Source organism: Prochlorococcus marinus str. MIT 9313 (assembly GCF_000011485.1).
GTDB classification, from domain to species: domain Bacteria; phylum Cyanobacteriota; class Cyanobacteriia; order PCC-6307; family Cyanobiaceae; genus Prochlorococcus; species Prochlorococcus marinus_D.
Genome location: NC_005071.1, coordinates 2,198,412 through 2,216,733, shown reverse-complemented (window position 1 = coordinate 2,216,733; position 18,322 = coordinate 2,198,412). Strand labels below are relative to the sequence as shown.

Here is an 18,322-nt window from a genome sequence, read left to right as displayed (position 1 = left end):
TGGATCACGCCAATCAAGACATCCCATCTCTACCGCTGACGGCAATGAAGAAGATTTACGCCAAACAAAACTCAAGGGATCAGTTCGTCTTCATGGCTTACCACCCGCACACGCTTGGTCACTGTGATCACGCCATCAGGATGCACCAACATCGCTGCCCATGTTTGGCTGCCGGGCGTGAATGGGGCCTGCACTGATTTAAAGATTCCACCACCATGCATCGGTGCCAGCTGGATATCAGGAGTGCTTTGGAGACTCACCTGTGCAGGCGTAAGAGCAATCAAGCCACCGGCAACCATCGCATGGCCCAAGGGCTGATCAAAGATCACGTCAACGTCATAACGACTACCTGTGAGCACAGCATCAGGAATCAACAGGCTGATCGGCAAAGGTTTGCTGGCGCTACGCAGGATCGATTGCTCGCTGATCACTTCTTCACCAGTGATCAGTTTGCCTTCAGTGAGGAATGCCAAGCGTTGGTTGGCCTCAAGGGCATAGCTAAGGCTTTCCGCTTCACGACGACCACGCACTTCAACTGCAAAGGTCGGCTGTCCATTCTTTAAAGGTTCGGCAGGACGAACAGACCAACGGGCATCAGGAAACTTGGCAGAGAAAATGCGAAAACGATTTTCCAGATCAGATGCATATTCGTCTGCGAGCAGACCTCTGAGGGCTTCACCTCCAGGTGTATTGAGAGCCTGTTGCAATCGGCTACTGAGAGGCACAGCATCTGCAGCCCTGCCAATCAATGGCATCAACGCTGAACACAATGCCAGCAGACTGGAGGCCAAAGCGATTGGCTTGAGATGAGGCACTGGAGGCTTGAGGGCACTGCCGATAAGTTAGGCCGCACCTTCATGCTCTGCCCATTGCCATGCCCAGGCTTCTGATTGCTGCAAGCGGCACCGGTGGCCATCTTTTTCCAGCACTGGCTGTTGCCGAAGCCTTGCCCGGCTCCTGGAGCGTGTGCTGGCTGGGAGTGCCAGATCGCCTAGAAACCCAACTGGTGCCAGAACGCTATGAGCTGACCACTGTGCGCGCCGGCGGTCTACAAGGTCGCGGCCTGCGCAAGTTGGTGCAGTTGTTGCAATTACTCGCTGCCACTGGCCGGGTCAGAAAGCTACTGCGCAAGCAAGGCATCCAGACTGTTTTCACGACTGGGGGCTATATCGCCGCACCAGCAATCTTGGCGGCTCGCTGGTGCGGAATCCCTGTGGTGCTGCACGAATCCAATGCCATCCCCGGACGAGTGACGCGCTTATTGGGCCGCTTCTGCCAGGTCGTGGCTGTAGGCCTCTCTGTTGCTGCTAAGCGCATCCCAGGCAGCAAAGCTGTGGTCACAGGAACACCGGTGCGCTCGGCATTCCTTTCGCCACAGCCCTTGCCGCGTTGGGTTCCTTGCGGTGATGGCCCATTGCTGGTGGTGATTGGTGGTAGTCAAGGGGCCGTCGGACTCAACCGCATGGTGCGAGGCGCACTGCCATCGCTGCTGGAGGCCGGTTGTCGCGTGGTGCATCTCACCGGCAACAACGATTCAGATGTAGGAGAACTCGATCACCCCAACCTGGTGGAACAGCCTTTCAGCCATGAGATGCCTGGTTTGCTGCAACATGCCGATCTCGCCATCAGCCGTGCGGGCGCCGGCAGCCTGAGTGAATTGGCCGTCTGTGGCACCCCAGCCATCTTGGTGCCCTTCCCCCAAGCGGCAGACCAGCATCAAGAGGCCAACGCAGCCTGCGCCGCTGCGCTTGGGGCTGCCGTGATCGTGCATCAACATGCAGCCGAACATCGGGCTCTTGGTCATGCTCTGGAACAACTCATGGGACCTCGCCTACGCGGCAACGCTGCTGCCAGCAACCCTTTAATTCCCATGAAGCAAGGCATGAGGAAGTTGGCAGTGCGTGAGGCAGACCAGCTGCTGGTGACATTGCTGAAGCAACTCATCGGAGCAGGGCTTTGAACGCAGCAAGGATGCGGCGATTGGCTGACCTCTGCTGCAAACCAATGCGCAACCAGCGCTCCCCAAGTTCTGCAAAGGAGCGGCAGTCACGCAACAGCACGCGCCGATGAGCCATTCTCTCTCGTAATGGCACAAGGGAGACATCGCCACGAATCAACAAGAAGTTGGCGGCAGATGGATAAGACCGGATCCCTGGTAGGCAACGCAGTTGAGTTTGCATCCAAAGACCTTCCTGAGCAACCCATCCCTGGACCCGCGCTATCCAGCGCTCGAAGGCAGGACGATCCGCCATCAATGCAATCCCTGCAGCAATCGCCAACCCATTAAGAGGCCATGGATCTCGCCATTGCTGCCAACGTTGTAAACGCTCAGGCGTGCCAATGGCATAACCCAAACGCAATCCGGCCAAGGCAAACAACTTTGTCAAACTGCGAATTACCACAAGATTGGGGTGGTTGACCACCAGCGAAACAAGAGACTGGCGCTCCCCATCGGGCACCAATGGCAAAAACGCTTCATCACAGATAACCAGCTGATAACGCGCTAGCAACGGTTCAAGCGATGCTCTGCTCCACAACTGACCAGTAGGGTTATGGGGATTGGTAATCCAAAGAACATCGCTATTCGATAGCAGCGGAAAAGGCTGAGGCATCTCACCAGACCAGGAGAGGGGCAGTGGCAAAGCTTGCTGGCAGGCTTGCCAGCACCTCAGAGCCCTGCCGTAATCAGCAAAGCCTGGACTAGGCAGGCCACTCACGCCCTCAGACGCCGCATCACGAGCGGCCCAGGTGAACAGTTCCGCTGCGCCATTTCCCGGCAATACCATCAGGGGATCAACCCCATGCCAGTTGCTGATCACGTCTCGCAAGCGCTGATGGCTGCGATCCGGATAATCCCTCAGCGTGTTGTCAGTTAGAGCCCTTCTTAAACACCCTTGTAAAGCTCGTGATGGAGGGAAAGGCACCAAAGAGGCACTGGCATCCAAAAGCTGCTCCGGACGACAACCCAGCCGTTGCGCCTCATCAATGCGATTGCCACCGTGAAGGGAGGGAGCGGAGCTCAAGTCAATGGCGACCCATAACAACAATCCATCCTGCCGAGTGGGAGGGAGTCGACGTGCTCAAAAAAGCCGATAGAAAGCAATGGCATAGCAAATTTCTAATCGCTCAAACGATGCGCCGTCGTCTGACCGCTTTCATGGTGATCCTGGTTGGCAGCACTGCAATCCTTGGCATTGCTCAACGCAGTGGAGCTGACAACAACTTCAAGCATCTCGTTCAACTACTGGAGACAGGCACCTGCATGAGCTGCAGTCTTGAGGATGCCGATCTGATGCATGCCGATCTGCGTTCTGCCAACCTTGAAAAGGCCAAGTTGCAGAGAGCCGATCTCGGTCGCGCTCAGCTTGATGGAGCCAACCTAAACGGGGCTGATCTGAGCTTTGCCACCCTTCGCCATGCCTCATTACGTGGGGCCGATCTCAGAGGCGCCACGCTCACCGGTACTGATCTGATCGGAGCCGATCTCAGTGGCGCAAAACTGGACGAAAACGGATTGTCTAGTAGTCACTGGAAGGATGCCAAAGGAGTGCAAGCAGTGGCTAGCGACTATGCCTCCCTCCATAACGCTGGTGTGGAGGAAGTTTTGCAAGGTCGCTATCCAGAAGCAGAGGACTACTTCAATAAAGCCCTAATGCGTCGACCGGATGCAGCAATCACATGGGTTGCCCGCGGCATCACTCGAGCCGAACAAGCGAAACGAGAATTGGCCTCAAGAGATTTTGCCTTCGCCGCTGAGCTCTACGAACAACAAGAACAACCTGAAATTGCCAAACAACTACGAGACGGTGCAGAACAAGTGAAACAAGATCCAGCCCAACGAGGAGGCAATGGAGTTGGTAGCTCGATACTTAACAGTGCAACTGGTTTGTTTCAACAGTTGCTACCCATAGCAGTCAAGTTTTTATCACCCCTCGCCTTTTAAAAGCACAAAATGAAAGACGATTAATTGTGTTGAACTACTGGGAATAAATTAAATTGCGTGTTGCTTTGGTGGAAGGTTGATAACCATAGCCGTAAGTCCCCCCCCGCTCGTCATTAATAATACGAGGCGTCACCATGATCACCAGCTCATTCTTCTTTCTCGATCCAGACGACGACCTGAAGAACTGCCCAATTAAAGGTATATCTCCCAAAATTGGCCATTTTGTGACCACCTCCGTATCCGAATCACTAATCACACCAGTAAGAATCAATGTTTGACCATCACGAACGCGAACGGCACCCGTTTCCAAGCGCCTTGAGTTAACAGTTCGAACGTCCCCACATTTGCCTCCAGTGCTGATTGGCTGGCCCACAACAGCTGAAAGATCAGGCTCAAGTGTAAATGTAACGAAGCCATTGTCATCAATCTTGCTAACCATGGCACCCAAAGTTAAACCGGCATTATCAAAACCAGCCTCACAATAAGCATTGCCATTGGCGTCTTGGACTATTTTGTATGATGTAATAATTTTATCGCCAATTGATACCTGGGCTTCATTCGCTTTTGAGCGTCCAATCTCTCCAGAAATAGATTCGGGGCTCTCCGAGAGTATCAAAGTTGGCGAGGCCATAACCTTGGTATTTGACGATATAATTTGTGCTCTCAGGAAATCATAAAAGGCTTGATCTGGGTAATTTAAAGCTGGGTTTGGTGTCCTTGTTGCGGCAGCGGAAGTTGTTGAAGACTCGGCCGTAGTAACGTCATAAACAATTGGCCCTCTTCCGCCATTTGTAGCGACTGAACCGTCAGGGTTGTATTGCATCCCCTCTGCCTTTACAGTTTTTCCTTCATCATCAGTCTCAATGATTCCTGTAGAAAAACCTTTCTCATCCACAAAATACATTAAACCATAGTCAATAACCTGAGTCGTAGTAGTGCTAACTCCACTCTCAGTTTCTACTGGTGCAGAGCTAAAAGTCTCTTCATTGGCAGGCATATTACTGCCGAATGCTGCTAGTAATTCGCCATTATCATTAACAATTAAATTATCTCCAAACCGCACCGAAAAGCTATTATCCATTTCGCTGTTATTGTTTAAATTAACATCTAAAATCTTCACTGATAACGCCACCTGCCTAGAGCGCAGATCGATCTGCTTGAGATAGCTCTCCGCCACAGAAACCAATTGAGAATCCCCTACCAATGTGATTGTTTGCAAGCGAGAATCAGTTGTACCTGTAAGACCCCTCAGAGGGCCAACTGATGCTCCGTAGGTTTCAATACTCGTCGTCTTAGAAGACGTTTGTGAAACCTCATTGCTGAGCTGAGATGTCCCTGCGGATGATGCCTCGCCAGATGTAATGCTGACGATATTCACCTTACTGATCGCAGCTCCGAGGCTGGCCAAGTAGTCAGCCGCAGAAGCAGCACTTGCTTGATTCAACCGATATACCTTCGAAACCTGAGGCCCAAATGTTTTACTCGCAACGGCACTGCCAACAAGCAACGTGCGGCCATCAAGCTTTCCCTGTAACCCTGATGCCAACAGCACCCCATTGAGGGCACGGGCATAGCTCTCATTTTGAAACGCCATCGACACCTTCTTATTCCCACCATTGACTGGAGCATCTGCTGATGTGCCCACTCCAGTCGTGTTTCCACTTTCTGAATCATCCCCTACAAAAATGAATCCATAGCCTCCCAATCGAGCAAGAGACATCAAGGCATCTTTCGCAGGAGCATTGTTCAAGGTCAGAGTCACTGAAGGACCACTCACCTGCACAAAACTGCGGTTACTCAGCACCATGGTGCCCACGGCCATATCTCCTAGTGGAGGCGCTACAGCACGTTGTTGCAAAGGCGGTACATAAGACGCCTGAGGCACCCGCCCTGGTGTGCGTAGATCCAATCGTCCAGTTTGCTTAGCCTGAGCCGTCAACCCAGGAAAGCTAAGGATCAAATTGCGGCCGTCGGCACTAACCAATGGTTCCATTAACGGCCTGCCGGCCACCCCTTCAACATTTAATTGATAGCTCTCGCCTGATCCTGCAAGGCTCACAGATTGCAGCCCCAGTTGCGGCATCGATACTTGCTGTGGACCGCGTCGCAGACCAGGTTTGCCCTGGGTAGTCAATCGACCTTCCCAGTCCTGACCAGTCTGTCGCTGCCGCACAACGGGCTGTGGGCCCACACCTTCAATGATGACTTCAACGCTGTCCTGCGAGCGTCGCAACTTCAGCTCCATCGTCCCCTGCTTCTGTGCCTTTACTGCAGCCGGCAGCATCAAGCCACCGCTTATCGACGCGCCATACAAACCAAGAGCTGCAAGCAAAGGAACCAGTCGCTGGGAACGAGACATACGGCGACCCAGGGTTGATCTGGCACACAATCTTCACGGATGGTATCGATCGATTTCCTTGCCAGCCAGGGGCGCTTCAGGCTTCAGGAGGGAATCCTTCCTCAGAATCAAGAATCCTGCGCTTCCCTTGCTTGGCAGGAACGGATGTTTTGTCATAGAAGGTTAGTTTCAGCTTGAGCTGCGTGAGTGCTGCTCCTGTTACGACGTCATCTTCTGGCCCCTGCTGAGGGTCGAGTGCTGTTAGCTCAAGATCACTGGGTTGGACCACGAGCTGCAAAGCTTCTATTCCTCTAAGAAAGCCCTGCAGGGCGATAAAAGGTCCACGGGCCTGAAGGAGCACGGCTGTTTTCTCGTAACCACGGCCTGCCAGTGGGTTTTCAGGGCTGATCTCCTCGCCATCTGGATTCGACTTCGTTCCCGGAGGCTCTTGGCTGGTAGCTGCCGATGGTGACGGGGCGACTAACACAGGTTCATAGAGCTCCAGAACCACCCCTGCCGTCATGGCTTCGCGGCTCAATTGAGCCAAAAAGGTTTGGATTTTGTTCTTACCTGCCACCAGATTCAGCAACACTTCTTGCTGCTGTTGAACCTTTGCTAGCTGTTCAGTGGCTGTCTTCAACTGGCCAGGCAGCAAGGGTAATGAGGCCTCTTGGTTGAGCAGTTGTTCCAGACGTTTCTGCTGGTCTCCCAATCGAACCAAGCTAGGCGATACAACCGTGAAGACCAATGAGCAAGCCACCATGCCGCCTACCACGAGCGGCACTCCCACTAAGACACGGTCACGTGTGAGTTTGCGTTGCCAGCTCGGTCGCTCTTGGCTGAGATTGGTCATGGTGCTACCCCCTGCTCCTCAAGCAGCCGATAGCGCTCTACCAAACCGCTCGCACCCAACTCAGTCAACTCCTGCAGAGAAGGCTTCGCCTTGGGATCCAAAGTCACATCGACGCTGAATTGCACGAATTCCCCATCCTCACCAGCCCCCTCCCTCACCACTTTCAAGACCTTCACCCCATCAGGTTTCACCATCGGCAGTGCCGAAAGTTGCAGAACCAATGCATTGATGCGTTCAAAGGGCCCCGGAGAACCACCGCCCAAGGATTGACCGACAATGTTGATCTGCTGAGTTCTTACCGCAACCTCCTTTAGCTGTATGCCTTGAGGCGTCAGCCGGCGCAATTGTTCCATCAGTGCAGAGCTGGCTCGAACCGCGACCAACTGTTCAGCGATTTGGGTGTTTCCCTTACGTATGACTGCTGTACGTGTCTTTAGCTGCTGCAGTTGCGTCTGATCCAGCCGCAATTGTTGCTCTAGTGGCTGCAAGCGATCAAGCTCAACCTGTTGCTGACTTTCTTGCCAGGCCAACCAAGCGGCCACTGCCACTACAGCGAGCACCAGCAGACCACCGAGTCCCAGGCCCTTGGCAAGCAAGGAACGCACCTGAGGAATCAGAGCAGGCTGAGCCGTCAGACCCAACTCTTGGCGACGCTCTTGCAACAGATTCAACTCAGCCTTAGTTAATGAAGCCATCAGCGCTGCTCCCAAGCGCCCGCTAGGGCTAAACAAGCCAAAGTTGCGCAGTCACCCTGCCAAAATTCAGGATCTGGCCCTTCAAGGGTGGGTTGCTCTTCACCAACCACCCAAAGCTTTTGCTTGCTTAGGCACTCACCTTGACCTAGAGACTCCAACGCTAAACAAAGTTGCTGCTGATCAACAGCAGCGGCTGTAATCCACCATGCCAAAGGGGGTGACGCCCCGCCGCTGTGCAAACGCCAAGCTTGCAAAACCTCATTAAGCTCCTGCAAAAAATCCTGCGACAGATCGTCACCATCAAACGAAGCCGAAAGAGCATGGTCGAGCTCAGGTAAACCGCCGCGTAATAGCACCAAACGCCAGTGTCCATGATGCTTCAACAACCAAGCTAGATCTCCTTCAAAGTGTTGGCTGGCCGCACGTACAGCTCGCCAGGCAGCTGTCAGCATCCACTCAAGGTTGAGGAGCGGCAGATCCGCCGCCTCGACGACATCAATCCAGGCATGCACCATCAACCGATCAGTCACAACTGCTAAAGACAGCGGCGTTGGAGTCGACAAAGATCCAGCAAGCTGCACTGATGAAACAGCGCAATAAGACTCCGATAAGGACAATGGCCAATTCAGCTCAGGGTTGAGTTCTCGCAGGGCCTTTACCTGATCCACCTCTGGTTCACCATCGGGCCAGCAGAGCAAGCGCCATTGACAGGTCTCCATCGGCAACAACATCTCCAGCTGGCCTCCGAGAAGACCGATATCCAGAAGTAGGTCCCCTAACAACTCACCCAAAGCTTGACGCTGGGTCGGCATGCCTGCACGACAAAGGTCCTGAGGTAGGGGTACATGTCGCAGAGTCAATCTCTCCCCCTGTTCCCAGAGCATCACGAGAGCAGACTCATCAACAACAAGCAGCACCCGTTGTTGCAAAAGCCACCGCTCCGCCATGGCCTGCAACTGTTCCAGCTGCGGAAAACGTTCGCGTAGACCAGCCAACACCAAGGAAAGGCAACCCCGCTCTGGATGAAGGGTATCGGCTACTGCCAGGGCACGCCGCTCCCGACAGCCTCCGACACATGCCGGAAGCCATGGCGGTCAAGCTGGCCGATCAGCCCATCCAAAATATTTGGTACCAAATCTGGACCCTTAAAGATCCAACCGGTGTAAAGCTGCACAAGTGAAGCTCCGGCACTGATTCGCTCCCATGCAGCCTCTGGCGAGTCGATGCCTCCCACGCCGATCAAGGGCAACGCTGGACCTGCCGTGGCCCGCAGCCGACGCAGCACCTCCAAGGCCCGTTGACGCAGAGGCGCTCCACTGAGCCCACCAGCCTCCTCCGCGAGGGTGCGGCCCGTTTTGGGAAGGACCCGCCCGTCGAGGCCGAATCTGTCGAGGCTTGTATTCACAGCAATGACACCTGCCAAACCCTCCTCATAAGCCAAGCGAGCCAGGCCATCAATGGCATCATCCTCGAGATCCGGAGCGATCTTCACCAGTAGTGGCGGGCATCCTGGCAATCGGCGCAATCGTTCCACCAGACGCCTTAACTGGCTGGCATCCTGGAGATCACGCAAGCCTGGTGTATTAGGAGAGCTGACATTGATCACGGCGTAATCCGCCAATGGTGCTAGCAACTCAAGCGATAAGGCGTAGTCGTCTGGGGCCTGCTCCAATGGCGTGATCCTGGATTTGCCCAAGTTGAGACCCAGCACAGCTGGACGCTGGCCAGGTGAAGGCAAAGCCTGTTTCTCCAAAGTGCGACGCATTACCTCAGCACCGTTGTTGTTGAAACCCATCCGGTTCAAAGCGGCCTGCTCAGCAGCAAGGCGAAAGAGTCGGGGCCGAGGGTTACCGGTCTGCCCATGCCAAGTCACAGTGCCGAGTTCGGCGAATCCAAATCCAAAGCGATCCCAGATACTGGCCGCCACTCCGTTTTTGTCAAAGCCAGCCGCCAGTCCAACAGGATTAAGAAATCGGCAGCCGAACAACACTTGCTCAAGCCGCAGATCATGGCGTTGCAAATCCAACGCTATAGCTGCCAGGACAGCTGATACGCCTGGCCAATCTCTACGTAGGGACGTCTGGCTAAGGGCACTCAATGCTGCTTGAGTCAACTGTTCCGGATCTAAGCCCTGATCATTCGCGAGTATTGCTCCCAGCCAACGGCGATACAACCCACCGGTGGAGTACACCTTTGCAGGTGATGGCTCAGCCATCCTGGGCCTCCTCAGATCTGATCCGATCCTGCCGCGCAGCGGTGCAATCGCCAGCGGTTTTCCCCCACAGGCTCCAATAGCCAATCGCGCCAACGCCAGGGGGCAGTCTTATTCGCAAGCTGCTCGATTGGTTGCTCCACCAATTGGGCCACCTCAATCAGGCTGAGGCCATAGCCACGCACAGCGAAACGATCAGCAAGCTCCAGTCTTGTTAGCAGCCGCTGTAAATCAGAAGGGGCAAAATCTTCGCCATCTCCAGCTTCTTTGATCGGCTCAACAAGACCGAGTGCAATAGAGGCTGACCCCTGTCCAGACATCAACGCTGGAGTACCACCTCCTTTGGAAAAGCTCACTGCGATTTGGTCAACCCTTTCATTGTCTGGGTCACCGCTATGACCTTTCACATAAGCCAGGGGCACATGATCCAAGCGAGCACGGTCTAGAGCTCGCCAGAGATCTTGATTCAGCACAGGCTTGCCAGCCGCCGTACGCCAACCCTTACGTTTCCATCCCGCCATCCATTTGCTCAAACCATCAATTAAATATTTGCTGTCGGTACGGATCTTTAAATCGGGGTGACAAGGAAGCTCTTTGAGCTGCTCCAGCACATGAAGGGCCGCCTGAAGTTCCATGCGGTTGTTGGTCGTGGCCGGCGCATAGCCTCCGAACTCCTCCACGCTCCCATCCTCAAAGCGCAGCAGTGCCCCCCAGCCCCCAGGGCCAGGATTTCCACTACAAGCCCCATCAGTGGCAGCAGCCACAACCCGTCCACGACCATCAGCCATTTGAGAAGTCTGTTGTTGTTTGGTACAACACGGTTCGCTTGGTTCTTAGTCATTAGACGCTATGTCGCGAACCTACCCCGAGCTGCTCATGGCATTGAGAAAGCCAGGCAACAGGCTGTTGGTTTTAGGTCTTGGTTTCTTCACTTTGCTGACGACCTTGCCAGCAATCTCCAAAACGATTTTCAACAGTCAGCCTCTCAACCAAGAACGTTTGGTCGTATTGGCTCAGGCAGTGGGAGGAAATCGCTGGAAACTGCTCGTACTCGAACAAATCAAGCCTCTGCCACTGTGCTGGGAAACCCGTCCAGACGGATTGGTTAACCCAACCCTTAATAACTTCAACTTTGCAGGAATCTGCAATCGTTACTTAGACAGCAACGGCTATTCCTTGCGAAGTAGCGGCGAAGACGTGGCTCACAGCTTTCGGCTGCGCATCAAACAAAGCCGAGATCGTCTGGAACTAAAAGCCCTCGATCCTGCGCGGTCGGTTCCAATTACCGTTGCCAGCGCAATACTTCCTCAACGCAATCGTGATGCGTTTGTGAAATTAAACTTGGAACCCGGCTGGAAGCTGGAGCGTCGCATATACCAAGGACGCAAACTCAGCCACGTCTACTTTGCTCATCCAGATCCTGTGAACCTGTTAATTGCCAAAGCATCAGCTCATCAAGGACCTTCCGCCTTCAAGCAACTAGGCGCTCCCAAGGCACCACTCCCTCCCCCAATTTCAATAGCCAAAAACAGCGTCATCCATGGTAAAGGCCCGATTCGACTCCTTGTGATTCCTTATCGTCCCTGACGTAGGCCCACTGCAGAGAGGACAGTTGAAGTAGCGCCCCATAATACTAGTAACTCTAAAAATTGCCTCATATCATTAACATCGTGAGGGGTGCGAATCAACAGTTCAGGGTCGAAACAAGGCAAGACTCCTGATTCTGTCCCACCTAAAAATCCCTGCCTTTGGCGGGGATTTTTTTTGCATATTTGCCACGCAAAAAAACACCGGCCCCGAAGGACCGGTGAAGAGTTAAAAAAACGGATGCATAGCAACCAAGCTGAAGGCCGCTATCCGCTGGCAAATCACTTGAGGCTGACCTTACCGCCAACCTCTTCGATGGCCTTCTTGAGAGCCTCAGCATCATTCTTAGCAATGCCTTCCTTGATGGTCTTAGGAGCTGCTTCGACCATGGCTTTAGCGTCGCCCAGGCCGAGGCCGGTGGCTTCACGAACGGCCTTAAGGACCTTGATCTTGGCTGAAGCGTCGAAACTCTCAAGCACAACATCAAATTCGGTTTGCTCTTCGGCAGCTTCAGCAGCAGCACCACCACCAGCAGCACCACCAGCAGCCACCACAACGCCTGCAGAAGCAGCGGCAGAGACGCCAAAAGCATCCTCAATCTGCTTAACCAGCTCAGACGCCTCAAGCAAAGAAAGGGTTTTTAGCGAGTCAAGAATGTCGTCGGTTTTTTTAGACATGGTTTGGATTAAGCAACAGATCAGGGAGAAATAGTCGAATCGAAGACGTTCAGCTCTCGCCACTCTCGGCGTGCTGATGAAGTGCCCGGGCAAGGCCGGAAGGAACCTCGTTGATACCCACAGCAACCTTGGTAGCCAAGGCATTGAGGGAACCTGCGATCTGCGCCATCAGAACCTCCTTGGTCGGAAGATCACCAATAGCCTTGATCTCACCCTGTGAGAGGAGCTTGCCTTCGAAAAGACCACCCTTCGTCTCGGATTTTTTAGTGTCCTTCTGAAAAGCCTGTACGGCCTTAACAGCACCGCCAACATCGCCCTTGATCAGAACGAAGGCGTTGGTACCAGTCAGTAAGGATTCGAGATTTGACCAGGCACCATTCCCATTAATGGCGTGGCGCATCAAGGTGTTTTTGGTCACCTTGCACACCCCGTTGCTGGCCTGCAAACGCGTGCGCAGATCAGACATTTCCTTAATGGAGAGACCCTGATAATCCAGGACCAGTGCCATTTCGGCCTCGCCGAGAAGCCCCTTGAGCTCTTCGACAATCTGTTGCTTGCTCTCCAGAGTGCGGCCCATAGGAATTGGATCGGATCGGGTGAACAAGCTAGACACGCACTCGCCAAGTGCTCAAAAAAGAGCAGAGGCCGCGTGTCGATCCAATCCCAACAGGGAAAAACCTTCGCATCTACCTCGACAGGACTTAAACAACCTCAAAGGATGCATGAAGCATCACTGAAAGATGGCAACCTGTTGTCTTGGGTCGGGCGCGTGCCCGTTGGCTTTCGCCAAGGGGCAACCCTACAGCAACAAGGTCAAGCGTCTTCTTCGAGGTCCTGAAGAGCAGTTACGTCCACTTCCACTGAAGGACCCATGGTGGAGGTGATGTACAGACTCTTCCAATAGCGACCCTTGGCACCACTTGGCTTATTGCGATCGATGGTCTCCTGCAAGGTCTTCAGATTCTCGAGCAGGGCGTCTGCGGAAAAACTTGCCTTGCCGAAACGCACATGCACGATGCCAGCACGATCAGCCCTGAATTCCAGCTTGCCGGCCTTGAACTCCTTGATCGCAGCCGCTAAATCCGTGGTTACTGTTCCAGCCTTAGGGTTTGGCATCAGGCCACGGGGACCTAGGACTCTGCCCAGCTTGGCCACCTTGGGCATCATGTCAGGGGTAGCGATCAAAAGATCGAAATCCATCTGGCCTTTGCCGATGCTTTCCACCAAATCATCATCCCCAGCCAACTCAGCCCCAGCTGTCTTTGCCTCAGCTAATTTCTCACCCCTGCTGATTACAGCGATGCGCACGCTCTGACCCGTACCTTGAGGCAGAGCAACAGTGGTTCGCAACTGTTGATCGGTGTATTTGGGATCAATCCCAAGGCGCACGTGGGCTTCGATGGTTTCGTCGAACTTTGCTGTGGCGTTCTCTTTGACGAGCTGAATGGCCTCAAGAGGCTGATACACACGGTCTTCAACTTTGGCGAGAAGGCCAGTAATACGTTTAGACAGTTTTGGCATGGCAGATGTGGGGTGCAGGCGACACAACGTGTCTCCCCCGAAAATGGTGAATAGATGAATCTTGAAGATGGACGCTACATCAGTGTCAGTCGCTGATGGAAACGCCCATGTTGCGAGCAGTACCTTCAATGATGCGCATGGCTGATTCAATACTGGTGCAATTGAGATCAGGCAGCTTGGTCTTGGCGATCTCTTCAAGCTGAGAACGGCTTAAGGAGCCGACCTTGCCATGGGCGGACTCACCAGAACCTTTTTCGATCCCGGCAGCCTTCGTGATCAGCACTGATGCTGGGGGAGTTTTGGTAATGAATGTGAAACTACGGTCTTCAAAAACCGAGATCTCTACCGGAATCACTAATCCGGCCTTGTCCTGCGTGCGAGCGTTGTACTCCTTGCAAAACGCCATGATGTTGACTCCATGCTGGCCAAGGGCAGGACCCACAGGCGGAGCAGGATTAGCTTTGCCAGCCTGAAGGGCCAGCTTGATCACAGATACAACTTTCTTGGCCATGGACGAGCGGGATTGAACGATTGCGGATGACCTGGCCCTTGGGACAAGTGCGGCAAGATGGTGGCCCACCTCTTTGGCCGCCCTCCGCAGGGAGACGGCCGCCGTTAGCTCAATTCTGTTTATTGATTTGAGAAAACTCGAGTTCCACAGGTGTTTCTCTGCCAAAGATTGAAAGAAGAGCTTTCAACTTGCTGCGCTCTCCAGAGACTTCGATCACCTCCCCCTGGAAGTCCTTGAAAGGACCCGAGGTCACAAGGATCTGATCGCCCTCCGCGAGATCGACCTTGACGAGTGTCTTTTTCTCAGCAGCACGCTTGAAGATGCGATCCACCTCCTGACGACTGAGCGGTCGGGGTTTGATGTGACCACGAGCTTTCCCTGTGGCGCGGCGGTCCTCAGCCCCTACGAAGTTGATCACGTTGGGGGTGCTGCGCACCGCCATCATTGTGTCTTCATCAAGAACCATTCGTACCAAGACGTACCCCGGAAAGACTTTCTCCTCAGTGGACTGACGACTGCCATCCTTTTTCAATTTCACCGCTGGGGTCTGGGGAATTTCGATCTCCAGAATCCTGTTGCTCACACCAAGGGTGACGGCCCGCTGCTCAAGAGTTGCCTTCACCTTCTTCTCACAGCTCGAGGCCACCTGAATGGCATACCAGCGGGCTACGGTTGTTCTGGCTGCAGGAGTTGGGGCCTTGGTACCCTCCTCTCCATCATTAGGAGCCGGCAGTTCCAGAACCTCAGATGGTTCTTGTGGTGTGAGCTCGAGTTCTGACACTTGCGCTGATAAGAAGCTAATGGTTTGGGAAAGACGGTTGAGGCAAGACAGCAAAACCGCCCTACAAAATCAAACGAAAATCTGGGACGACGCCCAGCTATAAAACCGACTCACGGCAGCGATGAATGCAGCCGAGAGACTGACCATCAGGATCACGGCGATGGATTCGCTGAACAGCTGCTGGCGACTGGGCCATACCACCAAGCTCAACTCCTCATATGTTGCTGCAAGAAACCCACTCTGACGGGTCGGTTCTGCCTCAGGAGAATCGCTGGAGTCTGTGGTGTCCTCGGCAGGAGATTCGCTGGAGTCTGTGGTGTCCTCGGAAATAGGGCTGGTCACGGAGCTTAGGCCGGTGGCTATCGCCGGTGCTGAAGCACACGCCGGCAAACGAACACTTTACCGGATACCTGTTTCAATCCTCAGAAAGGAACTGAAATGGTTCGGAGGCCTGAGCACCGGGTATCACGCGCACGGCGCGGGCACCGCTGAAACGCTCTTCCAGTAATTCCGTGGCCAACGGGTTCTCAACCCGACGACGCAGTACGCGCCGTAAAGGGCGAGCGCCATATTCCGGTTCATAACCTTGCAAAGCCAAAGCCTCAACCGCGTCTGCCTCCACACGCAATTCAAGACCTTGCTCAGCAAGCAGGCTGGAGAGATCGGCCAATTGCAGCTGCACAATGCGCTGAAGGTCAGCAGCCTTGAGCGGCCGAAAACGGATCACTTCATCGATGCGATTCAAAAATTCAGGCCGAAATTGCTTATTGAGGGCCTGATCCACCTTTTGAGTCAGGCTCTGATCAAGACAATCCCCATCTGTCCCCTCCTGCTGCGCCAAGCGAGACGCATCAAGGATGGCGCGACTAGCCAAGTTGCTAGTCATCACAACCACGGTGTGACGGAAGTCCACGGTGCGGCCCTGCGAGTCAGTGAGACGGCCATCGTCCAAAACCTGCAGGAGCACATTGAACACATCAGGATGAGCCTTCTCAATTTCATCCAGAAGCAACACTGCATAAGGACGGCGACACACCGCTTCGGTGAGCTGTCCACCCTCCTCATAGCCGACATAGCCGGGAGGAGCCCCCAAAAGGCGCGCCACGGCATTGCGTTCCATGAATTCACTCATATCGAGTCGCACCAGCGCCTCTTCCTCATCGAACAAGGAGGCCGCAAGCGCTTTTGCCAGTTCTGTCTTGCCCACGCCAGTGGGTCCTAGAAACAAAAACGAACCAACAGGACGGCGCGGATCCTTCATGCCCGCTCGAGCTCGACGAATCGCTGCCGCCACCGCCTGAACCGCTTCGGGCTGACCAATCACCCGCTCGCCTAAATGGGCTTCAAGATCTAGCAACTTTTGCCGTTCAGCCGCCAGCAACCGCTGAACAGGAATCCCAGTCCAGCGTGCAACGACATCGGCAATGTCTTCAGCCTCCACTTGCTCTCGCAGGAGCGCCGAACCAGATGCCTGGGCAACAGCCAATGTTTCTTCAAGGTCGGCCCGCCGTTGCTGAACCCTATGCAATTGGTCGTATTGAAGACGTGCAGCCGCCTCTAGATCACCGAGTCGCTCTGCTTCAGCAATGGCATTGCGGAGATCCTCGTCTTGTTGCAACAAATCCCGCAGCTCGGCCAGATGATCCCGTTCGATCTGCCAGCGCTCTTGTAATTCTGTGAGCTGAGATGCCGCAGCAATCCGAGCAGCCTGCAACTGCACCCGTTCAACCTCTGGAGCCTGCTCAGCCGCCAGCAAAGCAAGCTCGACACGACGCAGCTCCGCCTCCGCCTCTTCAACCACCTGAGGCTTCGAGGTGACATCCATCTTGAGCTGGGCTGCAGCCTCATCGATGAGATCGATGGCCTTATCAGGTAAGCAGCGGTCACTGATGTAGCGATCAGCCAAGCGATTTGCAGCAGTCACCGCACCATCGGTGATCGTGACGCCGTGGTGAAGTTCGTAGCGCTCTTTCAGGCCTCGCAAGATTTCAACGCTCAATTCAAGACTCGGCTCCTTGATTAAAACCTGCTGAAAACGCCGATTGAGTGCCTGATCCTTCTCCACTGTGCGGCGATAGTTCTCAGGGGTCGTGGCCCCAATGCAGCGGAGGTCTCCCCTTGCTAAAGCCGGCTTGAGCAAACTTCCAGCATCCGCACTGGAACGATCGCTGCTCACCACCGTGTGCAGTTCATCGATGAACAACACCACACCTGCATCTGGATCGCTCACCTCTTTCAACACAGACCGAAGTCGTTCCTCAAATTGACCACGAAACTTGGCACCAGCGATCAGTGCACCAAGATCAAGGGAGACCAAGCGCAAACCCTTCAGGGAATCGGGAACCTCCCCAGCCACAATGCGTTGAGCCAACAGCTCGGCGATGGCCGTTTTACCAACGCCAGGAGCTCCAATTAACACCGGATTGTTCTTGCTGCGACGCGATAAAACCTTGATCAAACGGCGAATCTCTGGATCTCTACCGATCACAGGATCTAGCTGTCCTGCCTGAGCTGCAGCGGTAAGGTCACGACCATAGGCCTCAAGAGCCTGAGGTTCTTGCTGGAGTTGTAATGGAGTTGGCTCCTCAGTAGCGACGGCAGGTTCTTGGATAATCGGCGGGGTAGGAGAGGAGACAGGTCTCGTTTGTGAGGCCACCGATGCAGGTGCAGGTGGCGCAGAATCGGGCGCAGGAGGAGAAGTCGGCGTTGATGTACGCAACTGGCGCCTGCCTTTGGGCAAGCGTCTCAACTCCGCTTCCAAGCGTTCACTGGGCATTCCTAGCTCTTCAAATAGCTCGGCTCCAATGCGCGGATCGCGCCCCAACGCAATCAGTAAATGAGACACGTCAATCAGCCGAGATCCCCAGCGAACTCTGGAACGGTCGGCTTCTTCAAGGAGGTCTTCAAGGTCATCGCCGATGAACAACTCATCACCTCGAGCCATAGGCTGCTCGGCCAAAAAACCTTCCAAGCGATCCAGCAGCGCAGTTGAATCAATGGGCAGAGCCAACACCCAATCGCTGTAACGCCGATCACTGAAAAGCACCTGGATCAAGTGCTCCACATCCAGCTGACCATGTCGCCAACGGCGGGCGACATCCTGACCGACAAGCAACAAATCCCAAGCGTCATCACTGAATCGATCAGGATCACTTGTGAGACTTCCCTGGGCGGAAGCCGCTTGACTGGTCTCAGGATGCATAG

18 protein-coding genes are annotated in these 18,322 nt (G+C 54.3%); 3 read left to right on the top strand and 15 right to left on the bottom strand.

The window, feature by feature from the left end; translation table 11 throughout:
• Window positions 1-71: 71 nt before the first annotated feature.
• Entirely contained in the window at window positions 72-755 is a 684-nt protein-coding gene (locus AKG35_RS11190) for a hypothetical protein (RefSeq protein WP_052646243.1), read from the bottom strand.
• A gap of 119 nt (window positions 756-874) precedes the next feature.
• Between AKG35_RS11190 and murG the strand changes: the two genes are divergently transcribed.
• Window positions 875-1,960, top strand: coding sequence for an undecaprenyldiphospho-muramoylpentapeptide beta-N-acetylglucosaminyltransferase (gene murG / locus AKG35_RS11185; protein ID WP_011131465.1), 1,086 nt, complete (start codon window positions 875-877; stop codon window positions 1,958-1,960).
• On the opposite strand, the gene AKG35_RS11180 is transcribed toward murG, so the two are convergent.
• Complete coding sequence (locus AKG35_RS11180) at window positions 1,941-3,023, bottom strand: pyridoxal phosphate-dependent aminotransferase (protein WP_011131464.1); 1,083 nt, start codon at window positions 3,021-3,023, stop codon at window positions 1,941-1,943. The genes murG and AKG35_RS11180 overlap by 20 nt on opposite strands.
• 110 nt (window positions 3,024-3,133) lie before the next feature.
• Between AKG35_RS11180 and AKG35_RS11175 the strand changes: the two genes are divergently transcribed.
• Window positions 3,134-3,943: a pentapeptide repeat-containing protein gene (locus AKG35_RS11175; protein ID WP_011131463.1), complete on the top strand. Its 810-nt coding sequence runs from the start codon at window positions 3,134-3,136 to the stop codon at window positions 3,941-3,943.
• 34 nt (window positions 3,944-3,977) lie between these two features.
• Here the strand turns inward: AKG35_RS11175 and AKG35_RS11170 are convergent, their stop codons facing one another.
• The 6 genes from AKG35_RS11170 to rnhA form a co-directional block, all read right to left on the bottom strand.
• Entirely contained in the window at window positions 3,978-6,302 is a 2,325-nt protein-coding gene (locus AKG35_RS11170; protein ID WP_011131462.1) for a type II and III secretion system protein, read from the bottom strand.
• 76 nt (window positions 6,303-6,378) lie between these two features.
• Window positions 6,379-7,134, bottom strand: coding sequence for a hypothetical protein (locus AKG35_RS11165; RefSeq protein WP_011131461.1), 756 nt, complete (start codon window positions 7,132-7,134; stop codon window positions 6,379-6,381).
• Window positions 7,131-7,829, bottom strand: a complete 699-nt coding sequence (locus AKG35_RS11160) for a PilN domain-containing protein (protein WP_011131460.1) — start codon at window positions 7,827-7,829, stop codon at window positions 7,131-7,133. Before AKG35_RS11160 ends, AKG35_RS11165 begins: the two co-directional genes overlap by 4 nt.
• Window positions 7,829-8,827: a hypothetical protein gene (locus tag AKG35_RS11155; RefSeq protein WP_157859977.1), complete on the bottom strand. Its 999-nt coding sequence runs from the start codon at window positions 8,825-8,827 to the stop codon at window positions 7,829-7,831. Before AKG35_RS11155 ends, AKG35_RS11160 begins: the two co-directional genes overlap by 1 nt.
• A 38-nt stretch (window positions 8,828-8,865) precedes the next feature.
• On the bottom strand, window positions 8,866-10,044 hold the full coding sequence (locus tag AKG35_RS11150; RefSeq protein ID WP_011131458.1) for a quinone-dependent dihydroorotate dehydrogenase: 1,179 nt from the start codon (window positions 10,042-10,044) through the stop codon (window positions 8,866-8,868).
• Window positions 10,045-10,055: 11 nt separating this feature from the next.
• On the bottom strand, window positions 10,056-10,829 hold the full coding sequence (gene rnhA / locus AKG35_RS11145; protein ID WP_011131457.1) for a ribonuclease HI: 774 nt from the start codon (window positions 10,827-10,829) through the stop codon (window positions 10,056-10,058).
• A 61-nt stretch (window positions 10,830-10,890) separates the two neighbouring features.
• Between rnhA and AKG35_RS11140 the strand changes: the two genes are divergently transcribed.
• On the top strand, window positions 10,891-11,628 hold the full coding sequence (locus AKG35_RS11140) for a DUF3747 domain-containing protein (protein ID WP_011131456.1): 738 nt from the start codon (window positions 10,891-10,893) through the stop codon (window positions 11,626-11,628).
• A 281-nt stretch (window positions 11,629-11,909) separates the two neighbouring features.
• On the opposite strand, the gene rplL is transcribed toward AKG35_RS11140, so the two are convergent.
• From rplL to AKG35_RS11105, 7 genes are all read right to left on the bottom strand, one after another.
• The gene (rplL, locus tag AKG35_RS11135; protein ID WP_011131455.1) at window positions 11,910-12,305 is read right to left on the bottom strand and encodes a 50S ribosomal protein L7/L12; all 396 of its coding nucleotides are present in this window, start codon (window positions 12,303-12,305) and stop codon (window positions 11,910-11,912) included.
• Between the two features lie 49 nt (window positions 12,306-12,354).
• A complete protein-coding gene (gene rplJ / locus AKG35_RS11130; RefSeq protein ID WP_011131454.1) occupies window positions 12,355-12,882 on the bottom strand; it encodes a 50S ribosomal protein L10 in 528 nt (175 codons plus the stop codon).
• A 236-nt stretch (window positions 12,883-13,118) separates the two neighbouring features.
• The gene (rplA, locus tag AKG35_RS11125) at window positions 13,119-13,826 is read right to left on the bottom strand and encodes a 50S ribosomal protein L1 (protein WP_011131453.1); all 708 of its coding nucleotides are present in this window, start codon (window positions 13,824-13,826) and stop codon (window positions 13,119-13,121) included.
• Between the two features lie 85 nt (window positions 13,827-13,911).
• Complete coding sequence (rplK, locus tag AKG35_RS11120; RefSeq protein WP_011131452.1) at window positions 13,912-14,337, bottom strand: 50S ribosomal protein L11; 426 nt, start codon at window positions 14,335-14,337, stop codon at window positions 13,912-13,914.
• 109 nt (window positions 14,338-14,446) lie between these two features.
• Window positions 14,447-15,118 carry a transcription termination/antitermination protein NusG gene (nusG, locus tag AKG35_RS11115; protein ID WP_011131451.1) on the bottom strand — a complete coding sequence of 224 codons (672 nt, stop codon included), beginning with the start codon at window positions 15,116-15,118 and terminating at the stop codon, window positions 14,447-14,449.
• Window positions 15,119-15,187: 69 nt separating this feature from the next.
• Complete coding sequence (gene secE / locus AKG35_RS11110) at window positions 15,188-15,460, bottom strand: preprotein translocase subunit SecE (RefSeq protein WP_011131450.1); 273 nt, start codon at window positions 15,458-15,460, stop codon at window positions 15,188-15,190.
• Window positions 15,461-15,533: 73 nt separating this feature from the next.
• A complete protein-coding gene (locus tag AKG35_RS11105; RefSeq protein ID WP_011131449.1) occupies window positions 15,534-18,320 on the bottom strand; it encodes an ATP-dependent Clp protease ATP-binding subunit in 2,787 nt (928 codons plus the stop codon).
• Between the last annotated feature and the right edge of the window lie 2 nt (window positions 18,321-18,322).

Bases quoted from the DNA above. Each gene is read 5' to 3' on its own strand.
- rplJ (WP_011131454.1), bottom strand. From the start codon at position 12,882: ATGGGCCGCACTCTGGAGAGCAAGCAACAGATTGTCGAAGAGCTCAAG.
- rplL (WP_011131455.1), bottom strand. From the start codon at position 12,305: ATGTCTAAAAAAACCGACGACATTCTTGACTCGCTAAAAACCCTTTCT.
- AKG35_RS11150 (WP_011131458.1), bottom strand. From the start codon at position 10,044: ATGGCTGAGCCATCACCTGCAAAGGTGTACTCCACCGGTGGGTTGTAT.
- rplA (WP_011131453.1), bottom strand. From the start codon at position 13,826: ATGCCAAAACTGTCTAAACGTATTACTGGCCTTCTCGCCAAAGTTGAA.
- murG (WP_011131465.1), top strand. From the start codon at position 875: ATGCCCAGGCTTCTGATTGCTGCAAGCGGCACCGGTGGCCATCTTTTT.
- AKG35_RS11170 (WP_011131462.1), bottom strand. From the start codon at position 6,302: ATGTCTCGTTCCCAGCGACTGGTTCCTTTGCTTGCAGCTCTTGGTTTG.
- AKG35_RS11175 (WP_011131463.1), top strand. From the start codon at position 3,134: ATGCGCCGTCGTCTGACCGCTTTCATGGTGATCCTGGTTGGCAGCACT.
- AKG35_RS11140 (WP_011131456.1), top strand. From the start codon at position 10,891: ATGTCGCGAACCTACCCCGAGCTGCTCATGGCATTGAGAAAGCCAGGC.
- AKG35_RS11105 (WP_011131449.1), bottom strand. From the start codon at position 18,320: ATGCATCCTGAGACCAGTCAAGCGGCTTCCGCCCAGGGAAGTCTCACA.
- rnhA (WP_011131457.1), bottom strand. From the start codon at position 10,829: ATGGCTGATGGTCGTGGACGGGTTGTGGCTGCTGCCACTGATGGGGCT.
- AKG35_RS11190 (WP_052646243.1), bottom strand. From the start codon at position 755: ATGCCATTGATTGGCAGGGCTGCAGATGCTGTGCCTCTCAGTAGCCGA.
- AKG35_RS11165 (WP_011131461.1), bottom strand. From the start codon at position 7,134: ATGACCAATCTCAGCCAAGAGCGACCGAGCTGGCAACGCAAACTCACA.
- AKG35_RS11160 (WP_011131460.1), bottom strand. From the start codon at position 7,829: ATGGCTTCATTAACTAAGGCTGAGTTGAATCTGTTGCAAGAGCGTCGC.
- rplK (WP_011131452.1), bottom strand. From the start codon at position 14,337: ATGGCCAAGAAAGTTGTATCTGTGATCAAGCTGGCCCTTCAGGCTGGC.